The sequence below is a fragment of the Arthrobacter sp. FB24 genome (assembly GCF_000196235.1).
Classification (GTDB): Bacteria; Actinomycetota; Actinomycetes; order Actinomycetales; family Micrococcaceae; genus Arthrobacter.
On record NC_008538.1, the window covers coordinates 20,043 to 35,111 of the forward strand.

General features: G+C 64.0%; 12 protein-coding genes. 9 read left to right on the top strand and 3 right to left on the bottom strand.

The features are described 5' to 3' along the window. Positions 1-341 precede the first annotated feature (341 nt). The gene (locus ARTH_RS22050; RefSeq protein WP_156810893.1) at positions 342-1,997 is read left to right on the top strand and encodes a hypothetical protein; all 1,656 of its coding nucleotides are present in this window, start codon (positions 342-344) and stop codon (positions 1,995-1,997) included. Between the two features lie 213 nt (positions 1,998-2,210). Here the strand turns inward: ARTH_RS22050 and ARTH_RS22055 are convergent, their stop codons facing one another. Both ARTH_RS22055 and ARTH_RS22060 read right to left on the bottom strand, forming a co-directional pair. Next, complete coding sequence (locus ARTH_RS22055; protein ID WP_011689634.1) at positions 2,211-5,177, bottom strand: Tn3-like element ISArsp6 family transposase; 2,967 nt, start codon at positions 5,175-5,177, stop codon at positions 2,211-2,213. Between the two features lie 75 nt (positions 5,178-5,252). Beyond that, on the bottom strand, positions 5,253-5,825 hold the full coding sequence (locus tag ARTH_RS22060; protein WP_011689635.1) for a recombinase family protein: 573 nt from the start codon (positions 5,823-5,825) through the stop codon (positions 5,253-5,255). A 575-nt stretch (positions 5,826-6,400) separates the two neighbouring features. Between ARTH_RS22060 and ARTH_RS22065 the strand changes: the two genes are divergently transcribed. From ARTH_RS22065 to ARTH_RS22080, 4 genes are all read left to right on the top strand, one after another. Then, positions 6,401-6,880, top strand: a complete 480-nt coding sequence (locus tag ARTH_RS22065) for a hypothetical protein (protein WP_043431415.1) — start codon at positions 6,401-6,403, stop codon at positions 6,878-6,880. A 148-nt stretch (positions 6,881-7,028) separates the two neighbouring features. Then, complete coding sequence (locus ARTH_RS22070; RefSeq protein ID WP_011689637.1) at positions 7,029-7,670, top strand: DUF305 domain-containing protein; 642 nt, start codon at positions 7,029-7,031, stop codon at positions 7,668-7,670. A gap of 82 nt (positions 7,671-7,752) precedes the next feature. After that, positions 7,753-8,643 carry a F510_1955 family glycosylhydrolase gene (locus ARTH_RS22075; protein WP_011689638.1) on the top strand — a complete coding sequence of 297 codons (891 nt, stop codon included), beginning with the start codon at positions 7,753-7,755 and terminating at the stop codon, positions 8,641-8,643. A 115-nt stretch (positions 8,644-8,758) separates the two neighbouring features. Next, on the top strand, positions 8,759-9,166 hold the full coding sequence (locus ARTH_RS22080; protein ID WP_011689639.1) for a four-helix bundle copper-binding protein: 408 nt from the start codon (positions 8,759-8,761) through the stop codon (positions 9,164-9,166). A gap of 468 nt (positions 9,167-9,634) precedes the next feature. On the opposite strand, the gene ARTH_RS22085 is transcribed toward ARTH_RS22080, so the two are convergent. After that, complete coding sequence (locus ARTH_RS22085; protein ID WP_011689640.1) at positions 9,635-10,027, bottom strand: heavy metal-responsive transcriptional regulator; 393 nt, start codon at positions 10,025-10,027, stop codon at positions 9,635-9,637. Positions 10,028-10,132: 105 nt separating this feature from the next. Here ARTH_RS22085 and merA point away from each other — a divergent pair, with 105 nt between their 5' ends. The 4 genes from merA (at position 10,133) to ARTH_RS22105 (ending at position 15,059) form a co-directional block, all read left to right on the top strand. Beyond that, positions 10,133-11,563 carry a mercury(II) reductase gene (gene merA / locus ARTH_RS22090; RefSeq protein ID WP_011689641.1) on the top strand — a complete coding sequence of 477 codons (1,431 nt, stop codon included), beginning with the start codon at positions 10,133-10,135 and terminating at the stop codon, positions 11,561-11,563. A 246-nt stretch (positions 11,564-11,809) separates the two neighbouring features. Continuing rightward, positions 11,810-13,309 (top strand): alkaline phosphatase, encoded by a 1,500-nt coding sequence (locus tag ARTH_RS22095; protein ID WP_011689642.1) that lies wholly within the window; start codon positions 11,810-11,812, stop codon positions 13,307-13,309. Positions 13,310-13,397: 88 nt separating this feature from the next. Further along, complete coding sequence (locus ARTH_RS22100) at positions 13,398-13,931, top strand: hypothetical protein (RefSeq protein WP_011689643.1); 534 nt, start codon at positions 13,398-13,400, stop codon at positions 13,929-13,931. Between the two features lie 132 nt (positions 13,932-14,063). Continuing rightward, on the top strand, positions 14,064-15,059 hold the full coding sequence (locus tag ARTH_RS22105) for an arsenic resistance protein (protein WP_011689644.1): 996 nt from the start codon (positions 14,064-14,066) through the stop codon (positions 15,057-15,059). The last annotated feature ends 10 nt before the right edge of the window (positions 15,060-15,069 follow it).

A 15,069-nucleotide genomic window follows, 5' to 3' on the forward strand; every position in this document is an offset into this window, starting at 1 on the left:
CCCCTCCTAAAAGGAGGGACCTTCCTAATCCTTCGCTCAGATCTCTCATCCGCCAAGATCCGGATCCGAGCTGTTACAACACCCACGCAGTGGGTGCCATTTGTGTTACCTCGAAAGGAACTACTGTCCTTATGGTACCGGAACCGGTATTGGCGTCAACGCACGCCCTTGTGGGTGTCGCTCCACATCCGAGACCAGAAGATGCTTGGAGTCTTGCTCCGCTGATTGCCGGCACCCCTTCGTACCGTTTGGGGCGTTGGATTGGGCAGAGGTTTCAATATCCTCGGCCGGAGCAGGCGCCGAGGATCACTCGCTCTTTGCCGGAACATCCTGCCGCTGTGATGGTGCACGGCGCGGATGGCCGCGTCTCCACGCTGTGCCTGGACTTTGACACCTCCAAGGCACTGAAGGGCGTGGTGGACTCGGACGCGGTCCGGGTGGGTCGGTTGTTGGCGGAGTGCGGCATGAGGTTTGTGGAGGATTTCTCCCCCAGCGGTGGACGACACCTGTACGTCCCGCTGCAAGACCGGATGGACGCGGCCGAGGCCCGGGAACTGATCGAAGCGCTAACCCTGATGGCCAGCAGTCTTGACCCAAGCCCGCACCAGAACATCACCGACGGGTGTATCCGTGTCCCAGGAAGCATCCACAAGTCCGGTGGCCATCAAACCCTCATCACTCCCCTAGCCCAGGCGTACGGCATCCTGCGCCGCCGCAACCCAGCGCAAGGATTGGTGAAGCTGCGCGCGGCGTTGGCGCCGGAACTGGCCCGCAAGCGCGTGCTCAAGGCCCGGGTAGCGAAGACCGTGGCCGTTCAACGGACCGGCGGGCTACCGGCGCTGCTACTGGAGTCCCGTAGCGAGACCCCGCTACGCCGGATCGCCCGGACCGGCTTGTACGACACGGCTAGGTACAAGAGCCCGTCCGAGGCCCGGATGGCGGTGCTGAACCACTTCAGCGCCTGTGGCTGGTCCCTGCAGCACGTGAAGAACGAACTCGCTGGCCAGTTCCCAGGCCTGGCTGCCCTCTACGGATCTGCAGAACGCCAGGCAAGGCTCCTTCCCTACGAGTGGGCCAAAGCCCAGGCCTTCACCAGCACAGCTTCCAGCAAGCGAAAACCACTCCCCCCTCAACGGAGGGAAAAGAGTGCACTTATTAACAACACGAGCCCGACTTTACTCACAGGGGGGGCGGATAAGACTAGCAGCGTCGCTGTGCACCAACTTGTGAACGATTTGGAAAATGTTCTCTACGCAGTTCTCGACCACAGCCTCCAAAAACGCGGCCGTGAAGGCCTCAGCCTGCGCTTACTGATCCGCGGACTGCTGGGATACATGCGGGCCAAGGAAACTGACATTCTCGACGTCGGTTGCCGCACTCTTGCTGTAGCGATGGGCAAACACCATGTCACCATCGCCAGGCTGCTGCCTATTCTGGTTCAGGCTTCTGACGGGATCCTCACCAAGATCGCGGACGCACGTCAGAAGGCGGCCGACGTCTATCTCCTCCAACTCCCCGAGCGTTATCAACAGCTTGCACGGGAACTGACCTGGAGGAAAGGAAAAATTCACGCCATCCGACCCGTGTTTCGGGCTTTGGGAGACGCCGCTGCCCTGGCCTATGAGGCAATTGAACGCGGCCGCTACTCCCTCACGACCGCAGAAGTCGTCCGTAACAGTGGCGTCAGCCGCAACGCCTGCTCGGCCGCCTTGGCTGAGATGGAAACGCTCGGCATGATTCAGCGTCACGGCGGAACCTGGAGAACCACCGCGGTGAACCTTCGCACGCTTGCCGCGAGGCTCGGAGTGCTCGACGACTACCTTGACCACATCCGCCGGAACCGCCATGAGCGGGCGATCTGGCATGCCTACCTCGAAAGGTTTAAGAGGACACTGCAGTTTGGGATCGTTGAAGCAGACATGTTTGATCCTGAAAGGGATGAATATTGGCCACCACCGGATGATGCGGCGGTGTGGCGGTTACGCCAGTCGGCATAAGTTTCTGGTGGAGTTCACGAGCGTGGGTGGCTTGTTGCGCTGCCTCTAGGCCGTTGATTCCGAGGTCACTTACGTGAGTGCTACCGAACTGCTAGCGCTTTGATATCCGTGCGCTAGCTGTAATTCCCACGGAGGTTGTGAACGCGGCTGATGGGAGTTTTTCCTCCGATGCCGGTATGAGGGGTGGCTTGTGAAAAAGTGAAATATCCGACGTTAAGGTTTTGCCGGGCGGCGTAGTGGCCTGTATTTGCCGGGTTTGATCTGGTTGGCGCGGGGCCAGGTGTAGTCGCCGGTGAGGTTGATGTGTTCCCAGCCCAGGGGTGAGAGGAACCGCAGCAGGTCAGGGTCCGTGGCGTTCCCGTCCTTATTGAGGGTGGTGATGGTGCGGTCGAGGTAGACGGTGTTCCAGAGAATAATGGCCGCGGTGAGAAGGTTCAGTCCGCTGGCGCGGTAGCGTTGCTGTTCGAAGGAGCGGTCGCGGATTTCGCCGAGGCGGTTGAAGAAGACGGCCCGGGCGAGGGTGTTCCGGGCCTCGCCCTTGTTCAGGCCGGCCGTGACTTTGCGGCGCAGGCCGGGGTTCTGGAGCCAGTCCAGCAGGAAGAGGGTCCGCTCCAGTCTGCCCAGCTCCCGCAGCGCGAGTGCGAGCCCGTTCTGGCGCGGGTAGGCGCCGAGTTTTCGCATCATCAGGGACGCGGTCACGGTGCCGGTCTTGATGGACGCGGCGAGGCGGAGGATTTCATCCCAATGCAGGGCAATCATTTTCGTGTTGATGGTCCCGCCGATCAGCGGCGCCAACGTGGCAAGTCCCGGATCGGTGGTAGGTGTGTAGAGACGGGTGTCGCCGATGTTGCGGATCCGTGGGGCGAACCGGTACCCGAGCAGGTGCATAAGAGCGAAGAGGTGATCGGTGAATCCGGCCGTATCCGTGTAGTGCTCCTGGATCGCCAGGTCGGACTCGTGGTAGAGCAGCCCGTCCAGGACGTAGGTCGCGTCGCGGTCGCCGACGTTGACGAGCTTGCTGTGGAAGGGCGAGTACTGGTCCGAGATGTGTGTGTAGATCAGCCGGCCGGGCTCGGCACCGTACTTGGGGTTCACATGCCCGGTGGATTCGGCTTTGCTGCTGGCACGGAACCGCTGCCCGTCCGATGAGGAGGTGGTCCCGTCGCCCCACTGTGCGGCGAAGGGGTGTCCGTGCTGGGTGTTCACCAGTTCCGCCAGAGCGGCGCTGTAGGTTTCGTCCCGGATGTAGGAGGCCTGGTGGCGGTCCAGCTGGGCGTAGCTGACGCCGGTGCATGACTCGGCCATCTTCGTCAGGCCCAGGTTGATTCCGTCCGCGAGGATGGCGGTGAGAAGAAGTTGCTTGTCTTTGGAGGGCTGGCCGGATTTCAGGCTGGTGAAATGGCGGGTGAACCCGGTCCAGCCATCAACTTCCATCAACAGATCGGTGATCCGGATCCGCGGAAACATTGCGCTTGCCTGATCGATCAGTGGCTGCGCGTGTTTTGGCACGATTGTCTCCAGCGGGGTGATTTTCACGCCCTTGTCCGTGACCATCACCCCGGGCAGTTCATCGCGGGAGGCGAGGTCGTTGACATGGTGCAGCCGTTCGTTGAGCAGGGCCAGCCGGTTCTGGAGATAGCTTTCGCCGCCGTCGGTCGTGACCAGAGGCAGCTTCCCGGTGGTTTTCATAACCGTGTAGTCAGGACCGGCAAGAAGGTAGTCATCGAAGTCACGGAATTGACGGGATCCGGTGACCCACAAGTCTCCGGAACGAAGCGCATTCTTTAGTTCCGCGAGGGCACAGAACTCGTAGAAGCCCCGGTCTATGCCGTTTTCCGTGAAGACCAGCGGCTTCCACCGGGGCCGGACGAACGAGGTGGGCGCATCGTCGGGGATTTTTCGGGCTCCGGCGGTGTTCAGGGTGCGGACGAGGTTGATTGCTGCCAGCAGGTCCTGTGCCGCCGGGGCCGCGTTGAGGTCAAGGACGGCAAGAAATGCCGGGGTGTAGCGGCGCAGGGTGGTGAAGTGGGCGCTGACGAGGGCGAGGGGGTCCTCGAGGGCCGGGCGGGTCAGTTCCTTGGCGTGGGCGATGCTTTCGGCCAGGGATTCCCAGCCGATGGCCGTTTCGATGGCGGCGAAGGGATCTTCGCCGTTTTCCTTGGCCTCAAAGAGGGCATCACCGAGCCTGGAATGGATGCGCATCATGGCGGCGACGGTGGAGCGGGATGCCAGGGTGGCCTGGTTTTGCTTGTTCTGTGCGGTCCGGATGAGCCGGCCGATGATCCGGTCGTGCAGATCGATGATTTCGTCGGTGACGGTGGCCATGCTTTCGGTGGCCATGGCGAAGAGGGTCGCGTACCGGCGTGCCGGTTCAAATCTGGCCAGATCCGCCGCGGTCATCGAGGCACCCTCCCGGGCAAGCTTCAGCAACCTGTTCCGATGAACCAGCCGTCCCGCAGCCCAGGGCAGCTCCAGCGCACGCCAGGTGGTGAGCCGGTCGATGTGCTCATTCATCGCCCGCGCGTTGGGTCGCAGCGGCGCCTGCCGCAGCCAACCGATTTCCGTCAGAGAACTATCGCGGCGGCGGCGCAGCAGCCCGTCGAGGCGTTGCCGGTGACCCACGGTCAGCTGCTCACCCAAAGTGAGGTAAATCCGCCTATTGGCCCTGGTCAGCGCCTGCGCACAGGCCTTTTCAATGACCCCGATCCCGGGCAACGCGACCTTCCTTGCCTGCAGGAAATCCCTCGCGCTTTCGACCAGGACCAGGCCCTTGTCCGTGTGCGCAGCCACAACACCCACATGCTCCACGAGCCAGCGGTAGTCCGCGATGCCGAACGCTGACATGCCCAGATACCCGCGGATCTCCCGTCCATGCTCCTGCCGCGTTTCCTCACGTGTTCCATACTCGTCCCAGGCATCAATGGAAACGCCCAGGCTGGAGGCCAGCCAGGCAATGAGTTCCGGCGGCACGTCGGTGTCGTCGGCCAGCCCGATGCCCGGGTGGCGCAGCAGACACAGCTGGACCGCAAAGCCCAGCCTGTTCGCGTCCCCGCGGCGTTGCCGGATCAACGACATATCCGCATCACTGAGCGTGTAGTGGGCTGCAAGGTCCTCTGTTTCAGCGGGCATTGCCAGGATTTGGCCGCGCTCGGCAGCCGTGAGCAAAGAACGCAGAGCCAACTCATGTCTCCTTTGCCGCTACGTTGCCGCCCCACGGGGTCAGCATCTGTACCTGCAGCAGCGGACGGCCACCGCTCATGGCTTCGCCAAGTGCCGGTAGATGGTGGGCCGGGTGACGCCGAATTCCTGGGCGATGTGCTCGACGGTGTGGGCCCGTTTCCCGTCGGCGTTTTTCTCCTCGTACATTTCCCGGGCAAGCCTGACCTGGCGGGGGCCGAGTTTTGGTTTCTGTCCGCCGGTCCTGCCCCGCGCACGTGCGGCGGCCAGCCCGTCCCGGGTTCGTTCGGACATGAGGGCGTGTTCGAACTCGGCGATCGATCCGAGGATCTGGAAGAACATCCGGCCGATGGCGGTGGATGTGTCGATGCCCTGGTCCAGGACGATCAGGTCCACACCGCGTTCCTGCAGCGTCTTGGACAGGTCGATGAGGTGCTCCAGGGACCGCCCGAGCCGGTCGAGTTTGGTGACGACGAGCTGGTCGCCTTCCCTGTTTGCGGAGAGCAGGGCCTTGTCGAGTTCGGGTCTGCGGGAGAGCTTTCCGGAGGCTGTGTCGATGTAGACCTGATCGCAGCCGGCCGCTGTCAGGGCGTCGTGTTGGGCTTCGGGGTGCTGGTCACGGGTGGAGACCCGACCGTATCCGATTCGCATGACCAAAACGTATCACTAACCCTGCTGTACGTTACACAGCCGCGTACACGGCAAGCGTTACAAAGCTGACCGCGTGGTTCCGCGGTTCCGAAAAACCGGTCCGAAGTGTCTTGTGAACGATCGTTACCGGACATGGTGGCGCCGGGCGGATATGGACGAATTCACAAGCCGCCCGAGCTGTGACTGTTAACCGCAAATGGCCGCCTTTTTTCACAGCTGGGTTCGCGGTTTTCGCACAGATGGCCTCGAATGAGCTGCGGTGCGTGAGGCGGTCACCTCTGCCGGGTACACGTTTAGCGGCAACTAACTCTTCGACGCGGTACACAGCCTCTGCCAGGGAAAGCGGCCGTCCCCGCCGACGGCGAGGCCGCGCGCATCACTCAGGCCAGGCACAAGGGCCCGCGTAACCCGATACCTTACTCCTGACTCCGGTCAAGGACAGTCGTAGAGCACCGGCACCGGATGGTGAAACTGAACCCCTCCCTGGCACGTTGAAACCTATGGTCGTGACCTGCGAGGAAACCCCCGGCCGGTACCCTTGGATTATCGAACCGGCACGGAAGGAAGGAAACGTTGTGACCGCAGTATCGCGCGGCCCCGTCACCGCTTTCCTCCTCCGTGCAGGATTTCTGACCGCGGCCCTGGCCATCATCGCCGGAATCTTCGGCATGCACATCATGACCGATGCGCAGAACATGACCGCGGAGCATGGCATCTCCGTGACAGCTGCGGCCCCGGCCATGGCGCAGATGGAAGGCATGCCGACCGGTGCCAACGCCGGCCACGGGCCAGGGTTGTCACCGGCTGCGGCACCAGTGGTCGGTGCGGCTACCGGGTTGTCGTCTTCCTGTTCCGCTGCAGGGTCGTGCCCCGAGATGTCCGCCACGGGCAATGCCTGCGTGCTGTCACAGGGAAACACGCCTCAGACAGCTCCCATGCCGGGAACGGCACCGTCCGCGCTGCCGGATTTCGCTGGCGCGGCCGTCGTCGGCACCAACTATTCCTACTCACCGGGCAGCCCTTCCCCGGGCGAGCTCTGTATCAGCCGGACGTAAGCCGGCACGCTTGCGCCGTGTCCTTCCCCGGCGCATAGTCCAGCCACCAGCACGCGTGAAACAGTCCGGTCTCCGGCCGGGCCGGCCACTGCGCGCAATGTCCAAGGCGCCCTGAGCGCCGCTGATACTTTTGAGGACCCTGATTTTCATGAAGAAGACCCTGACCCTTTCCGCTGCCGCCATCGCCGCAGCAATCGCCCTCGCCGGCTGCTCCGCCGGTTCGGGGACCGGCAGTCCGGAGGCAAGCACCACGTCCGGCATGAACCACGGCAGCTCCGGCACGGCTTCAAGCTCAGCCCCGGCAGCTTCGGCAGCAGCTTCGGCGGAGTTCAACGACGCGGACACCATGTTCGCGCAGATGATGATCCCGCACCACACCCAGGCCGTGGCCATGAGCGACATCATGCTCAAGAAAGAAGGCATTCCCGCCGCGGTGACAGACCTTGCCACCAAGATCAAAGCGGCCCAAGGCCCCGAGATCGAGAAAATGACCGGCTGGCTGGAAAGCTGGGGCCAGCCCACAATGATGCCCACGAACATGCCTTCGACCCACAGCATGTCCGGGATGATGGGCCAGGACGACATGGCCAAACTCGAGGCCGCGCAGGGCACCGAGGCCGCCAGGCTGTTCCTGACCCAGATGATCGCCCACCATGAGGGCGCCGTCATGATGGCCAAGACCGAAACCACCGACGGCAAGAACGCCGACGCCGTCCAGCTCAGCAAGGAGATCGTGAGCTCCCAGGAAGCCGAAATCCAGGAAATGAAAGACCTCCTGGCCACCCTGTAGCCAGCCCACATCCGGCACCGGCCCCCTTCCCGGGGGCCGGTGCCCTCCCACAGACATTCCCGTTGAGCCTTTGGAGTTCCCCGTGCCCCTGCACTCTTTGACCCGTCCCCGTCCAGCGGCTGCCCTCGCCGCAGCCGCCGCCCTCCTGCTGACCCTGACCGCCTGCACCCCCGGCTCCACCACCGATACGCCGGAGGCCGGCACCGCACCGACCACTGCGGCCCCGGGCCTTCCCAGCTCCCACGTCCATGGACTCACCGTGAACGGCACAACCGGCCAGGTGCTGCTGGCCACCCACGACGGCCTCTTCGACGTCACCAAGTCCCCGGCCACCAAAATCGGTGACACCAACGACCTGATGGGCTTCACCACAGCCGGTGACAAGGGCCCGTTTTACGCCTCCGGCCACCCTGGGCCCGGATCGGACCTGCCCAACCCGATGGGTTTGCTGAAGTCCACTGATGGCGGCAAAACCTGGGAACAGCTCTCCCGGCAGGGCGAATCCGACTTCCACGCCATGACCACCACCAAATCCGGCATCATTGCCTCCGATGGGACGCTGCGCACCAGCCCCGACGGGAAGACCTGGAAAACCGTGTCAGCCGGGTTTACCCCGGCAGTCCTGGCCGGGCATCCCGGCAGTGACACCGTTCTGGCCACCACCCAGGAAGGAATCCAGCGCTCCACCGACGCCGGCACCACATGGAAGCCGCTGGAAGGCGGCCCCGTGATCCAGTTCGCCGCCTTCGCGAACCCGACCGAGGCCGTAGGTGCTGAACCCAACGGTACCGTGCACTACTCCGCTGACACCGGACAGACCTGGACGAAGAAGGGCCGCATCGAGGCCCAGGTGCTGGCCATCGCCGCAGTCAAGGGCGACGACGGCAGTCCACGGATCTGGGCTGCCACCCCGGACGGGATCGTTGCCTCCACGGACGGAGGAATGACGTTCCAGCCAGCCGGCGCCGAATAGCCCCGTGATTCCGGGTTGTCCCTGACCTGTCGGGCGTACCGCCGGCGGGTCTAGGGTGAGGGGGACGGCCGGGAACGGCCCGGCCGCCCCCTCGCCCAGCGACAGGAGCCACCCCATGAGCCACCACGTCAGCGCCATGCTCAACGCCCACCCCCAGGCAGACCCTGCCATGAGCCGGGACAGCCTGGCCGGATGTATTGCCGCCTGCTTCGAGTGCGCCCAGACATGCACGGCCTGCGCGGACGCGTGTCTGGGCGAGGACATGGTCGCCGAGCTCACCACCTGTATCCGGACAGATTTGGACTGCGCCGATGTCTGCGCGGCCACAGGGAACCTCCTGTCCCGGCAGACCGGAGGGCAGAGTCCCATCACGCTTGCGGCGTTGGAGGCCTGCCGGGCAGCGTGCGCCGCCTGCGCCGAAGAGTGCCAAAAGCACGCGGGGATGCACGAGCACTGCCGGATCTGTGCCGAAGCCTGCCGCCGCTGCGAAGCCGCGTGCGGTGTCCTGCTGGCCGCAGGCTAGGACCTTTCGGTAGCTGCGCGTTCTTAGGGCACGGGGGCCGGGGCCGGGCACAAGGCGTTCAGGACGACGACGTTAACCAGCCGGAGTACACCGTCAAGAACACGCCCGTGGTCTGCACCCCGTTCAATGAGCCCTACCAGGAAGCCTGGAGGTTGTGCCGGCGCGGCCGCACGGGTGCAGCCGTGACCTCGACGGCTGCGCAGACGAAAAATTCGTGCGGACGACTTCTGAACTGACAGCGACGTTCCAGAACAAGTGCAGACGAGTGTGAAATTCCGTGCAGATGGCTCCTGAGAATGTCAATCTGATTCGGTCCCACTTTGAGCGGAAATCGCAGTTTGAGGGGGCCCACTGGGGGGGCGTGATGCGGCCGGGCCGCTTGCACTTTCGTCGCAATTCCAACACGAAAGTGACAGCCTGGTACTCGTTGTCTTTGAGTGCGGGTAGCCTCGGCGGGACGGTGACGGGTCAGAGGTAGCGGCAGATCTCGTCTGGGGGGCAGGCCTCGGGTTGTTTGGGTTCGGCTGCCTGGGCGTAAAGCTGGGAGATCGTTTCCCTAAGGGCCAGGAGCTCAGTGGTCTGGGCATCAAGCTCTGTCAAGCGCTGCCCGAGCAATTCCCGGACGTGCGAGCACGGCGTCTGGCCTCGGTCGCGGATGTTCAGGATCTGCCTGATCTGGGCGAGGGTGAGCCCTGCGGCCTGGCCGCGGTGGATGAAACCGATCCGGCCCACGACGTCTTCTGAGTAATCGCGGTAGCCGGAGGCGGTGCGTTCGGCGGGAGGAAGCAGCCCTTCTGCTTCGTAGAACCGCAGGGTCTTGGTCGTGGTCCCGGTTGTTTCTGCGACCTGCCCGATCTTCATCTTCGCCGCTCTCCCTCATGCAATGCATCGACTTGACCTTCCACTGTACTGGAAGGTTGATGATGGTTCCAAAGGGCTTTTTGATGCATTGGGAAGGACAGCGGTATGGGAAACGAACGGTTCGATCTGGCGATCATCGGTTCCGGTGGCGCGGCGTTTGCGGCCGCGATCCGGGCCAGGGGGCTGGGCAAGCGGGTAGTGATGATTGAGCGTGGCACCTTGGGCGGGACATGCGTGAACACCGGGTGCGTGCCGTCGAAGGCGCTCCTGGCTGCCGCGGACGCCCGGCACGTGGCGTTGGACTCGGCCCGCTTCCCCGGCGTGATGGCCTCGGCCGGGGCCGTGGACATTTCGGCCCTCATCGAGGGCAAGGCTGCACTTGTTGAAAGCATGCGGACAGAGAAGTACGTCGACCTTGCCGCGGACTATGGCTGGGCCATGCTCCAGGGAGACGCGGTATTCACCGGGACCCAGGACACACCTCTGCTCCAGGTCACCTCACCGGGCGGTGCCGTTGAGACGATCGAGGCCGCACACTACCTTGTGGCCACCGGCTCCACACCATGGGCGCCGCCCGTTCCCGGACTGGCCGAGACCGGCTACCTGACCTCGACCACGGCGATGGAACTGGACGAAGTGCCCGAATCGTTGCTGGTCCTTGGCGGCGGCTATGTCGCCCTAGAGCAGGCGCAGCTGTTCTCCCGGCTCGGCTCCCGCGTGACTATGCTCGTCCGCTCCAGGCTCACCTCGCACGAGGAGCCGGAAGTATCCAAGGCGCTGGCCGGGGTCTTCGCGGATGAGGGGATCCGGGTGGTCCGGCGGGCCACCGTGGACTCAGTGAGCCTCGATGAGGCCACCGGCGGGGTCAGCGCCACCGCTTCGGTGGCCGGTGGACAGGAAGTGTTCCGGGCCTCCCGGCTGCTCGTGGCCCTGGGGCGCCGGCCCGTCACCGAGGGGCTGAACCTCGACGCCGTCGGGGTGAAGACCGGCACGTCCGGTGAGATCGTGGTCGATTCCCGTCTGGCCAGCTCGAACCCCAGGATCTGGGCTGCAGGGGATGTCACCGGCCACCGTGAGTTCGTCTACGTCGCCGCGGCCCACGGCGCCCTTGCCGTGGAGAACGCGTTTACCGACGCCGTGGATGAGGTCGACTACCGGCATCTGCCGCGGGTGACCTTCACCAGCCCGGCTGTGGGTGCCGTCGGGATGACTGAGCAGGACGCGGTCGCTGCCGGTATCCGCTGCGACTGCCGGGTGCTGCCCCTGAACTACGTCCCCAGGGCCCTGGTCAACCGCGATACCCGGGGATTCATCAAAGTCGTTGCCGACCGTGACACCGGCCGGATCGTGGGCCTCACCGCCGTGGCCAAGGACGCGGGCGAGCTGGCCGCCGCGGGCGTCTACCTGCTCGAGGCGGGGATGACCACCGGGCAGGTCGCCGGCATGTGGAGCCCCTACCTGACCATGGCCGAGGGCATCAGGATCGCCTGCAAGGCCTTCACCACAGACGTCTCCAAACTCTCCTGCTGCGCCTAAAACGCGGCCCCCTCCGCCTGAAGAAAGGAAACGCCATACCACCACGTGAGAATTGGTGAAGATATCCGGCCTTCGGCGGTGATTCGTGTCGCACCGTTGATCTTGTTCTCAGAATCGATGTTCACCTCCCGGCTACCGGCCGGACACAGGGAAGTCCGGACATGTGAAGGTTTCGCTCTTAGGGTTTCAACCCGGGCACCAACCCCTTCATTCACTCGTTCGCAGTTTTTCCTTGGGAGATCCCTGATGCGCCGCACCCTATCCATGCTTACTTCAACGGCGGCGGTTGCCGCCGTGCTAACAGCCGTCGCTGTCAGCGCCCCCGCCACCGCCGCCCCGGAGGGGAACAACGGCCGGACCAAGAACGTCATTTACCTGCTCGGCGACGGCATGGGCCGTACCCACGTCACCGCCGGCCGTGAACGCTTCTACGGAGCCGCAGGCAAACTGGCCATGGAAACCCTTCCGGCCCAGGGCTACGTCAGCACTTACGCCGTGGAAAAGAACTCCGGCCAGCCCGGTCAGACTGACTTCAAACCGAACCTCGTCACCGATTCCGCCTCCGCCGCCACCGCCTGGGCCTCCGGGGTGAAGACCTACAACGCCGCCCTCGGCGTGGACGCCAAGGGCGCAGTGGTCCCGACAATGATGGAACTGGCCAAGAAGGCCGGCTACCGCACAGGCAACGTCTCCACCGCCGAGATTACGGACGCTACCCCGGCCTCGCAGATGAGCCACTCCCTCGCCCGCGGCTGCCAGGGTCCTGTCTACTCAGCCGCCGCGTGCCAGGACACCAGCATCACCGGCACCCCGCTGCCGACCAGTGACGTCCGCGTCACCCCGATTGCGGACCAGATCGCCCGCAACGGCACAGCAGACGTCATCTTTGGTGGCGGCTTAAGCCGTTTCGACGCCACGGACGAAACCGCGTTGAAGGAGCAGGGCTATTCGGTCCTGGGCTCGGTCTCGAGCCAGATCCCCGCCACCCGCGCGGACCTGAACGGGGCCGCCGGTGAGAAGGTCTTCGGCTTGTTCAACAAGGGCAACCTGACCGTCGAGAAAGCCAAGCAGGACAACCCCGCCGCGCCTCAGGCGCAGGAGCCCTCCCTGCCGGAGATGACCAAGAAGGCCATCGAACTGCTCGATAAGAAAAAGGAAAAAGACTCCAAGGGCGACGGGTTCTACCTGCAGATTGAGGGGGCTTTGATTGACAAGCGCTCCCACGCCAACGACGCGGCCCAGGCCCTTGAGGAAATCAAGGCCTTCGACGACTCGGTCGCCGCTGCCCTGGATTTCGCCAAGAAGGACGGCAACACCTTGGTCATCGTGACTGCAGACCATGAAACAGGCGGCTTCAGCGTCATCGAAAAGGGCTCCTTCACCAACGCCGAAGCAGCCGGGCCCCCGGCCAACGTCGATTCCGGCAACACCGCCAATAGCTCCACCCCGACCCGGCCTGGCGGAAACGTCAAGGACCCGACCCGCTCGAGCGGCATCATCAACGGCGCCGGCGCTGCAGACCCGAAGAACTTCGGCCCGGCCACCTTCCGGACCCCGAATGACCCAGCCGAGGTCAAGGACGGCTCCAAGGAGGCCAGTCTCTGGCTGAACTACCTTTCGGGCAACCACACCGGTGCCGACGTGCCTGTTTACGCTTACGGCTCAGGATCAGAACAGTTGCAGGGCAGCGTGGACAACACCGATCTGTTCGACATCGTGGGCAACGCCTTGCGCGTCCTGCGCTGACCTTCGCGGAGAACTAAAACTGCAAGACTGGCCGTGGCCCGGGGGGACAAGAACGAACCCCGGGCCACGGCACATCCAAAGGAACACCATGAACCGCAAATCCCGGATTCTCCTGATGGCAACCCTCGTTGCTGCATCCCTCGCAGTACTTGCATTCGTCGTACTGGGCAGACAGGGCTCTACCTCTCCGGCCGGCGACAAGGTCCCGCTGGCCGCCGCGAAAACATCTTTCCCTGGCCTTGCCGCTGCCGAGGGTGAACCGGACCTGCCCGGACTCCAGACGACCCGGCCGGCCCCCGGCCAGGTCCTCCATGTCCGGGGCCCCTTTGATGACAGGCTGGTCTTTGAAGGCCTGACCTTCGACGGTCAGGCAGCCACAGGAGCGGTCAGGATCACCGGTGATGTCAGCAAACTGCTCGATCTCCAGATACTCGCCGGGTTCTACGATGACCGGGGCACCATGGTCGGAACCGCCCGTTTCGTCCACCACCTCGGCAGCCAAGGACACAGCCACTCCGGAGCGCCGGAAGAACGTGAAGAGTTCAGCATTCCCGTACCGGCCGAGATTAAGGCCAAAGCCGTTTCAACGGCAGTAGGCGTACCCGTCCTCGTCAATGAATAATTTGTCCCGAAGACCCAGGGACCAGCTGTCTTGCCCGCGGATGCCACCACCCGGCTGAACGAGCCTGCCGCCTTCGCTCAGCTGCTGCAGGGTTCCTCGCCACCGGGAGACGCAGGAAGCGCATCATCTAGCATGGGTACGGTGAAAACCCGCAATCTCCCCGCGTGGGTGGAGCGTCATCAGATCGGCCTGTACCTTGCGGCCATCGCTGTCGGCGTTGCCCTCGGCTTTCTTGCTCCCGGCTCGGTGGGGGCGCTGGAGCGCTCGATTTACCCGGCCCTCGGACTGCTGCTCTATGCGACTTTTCTCGGGGTTCCCTTTGCCTCCATCGGCGCGGCAGTCAGGGATCTGCGGTTCCTGGCGACAGTGCTGGTCCTGAACTTCGTCGTCGTTCCCGCTGTGGTGTTTGGTCTGACTCGGTTTGTCGCCGGAGATCCGGCGCTGGTGGTCGGCGTCATGCTCGTACTCCTGACGCCGTGCATCGACTACGTCATTGTCTTCACCGGTTTGGCCGGAGGGGCCAGTGACCGGCTCCTGGCCGCCGCTCCGGTATTGATGTTCGTGCAGATGCTCCTGCTACCGGTGTTCCTGTGGGTTTTCATCGGCCCCGACGTGGCTGGGGCTATTGACCCGGCACCGTTTGTCGAGGCCCTGATCGTTCTGATCATCATTCCCCTGGCCGCAGCGGCCCTGACCCAGGCGCTGGCCCGCCGGACAAACCTGGGCCGGACCGTCATGGCGGCCATGCAGGCTTCGATGGTTCCCCTCATGATGGTCACGCTGACCGTGGTAGTCGGTTCACAGATCACAGGAGTGAGCAGGGAACTTGGCTCGCTGCTTGTGGTGGTTCCGGTCTATGTGGCTTTCCTGCTGGTGATGGTTCCGCTGGGACTGTTGGCGGCCAAAGGCGCCCGCCTCGATCCTGCGTCCACCCGTGCCGTTGTCTTCAGTGGCGCTACCCGAAATTCGCTGGTTGTGCTGCCGCTGGCGCTGGCGCTTCCCGGGCCGCTGGCCTTGGCCGCGCTGGTCGTCGTCACCCAAACTCTCGTCGAACTGATCGGCATGGTCCTCTACGTCCAGTTCCTTCCCCTGATCGTGCCCAAGGAACCCAACCGGCAGCCCGCCTAAGCACAGGCGC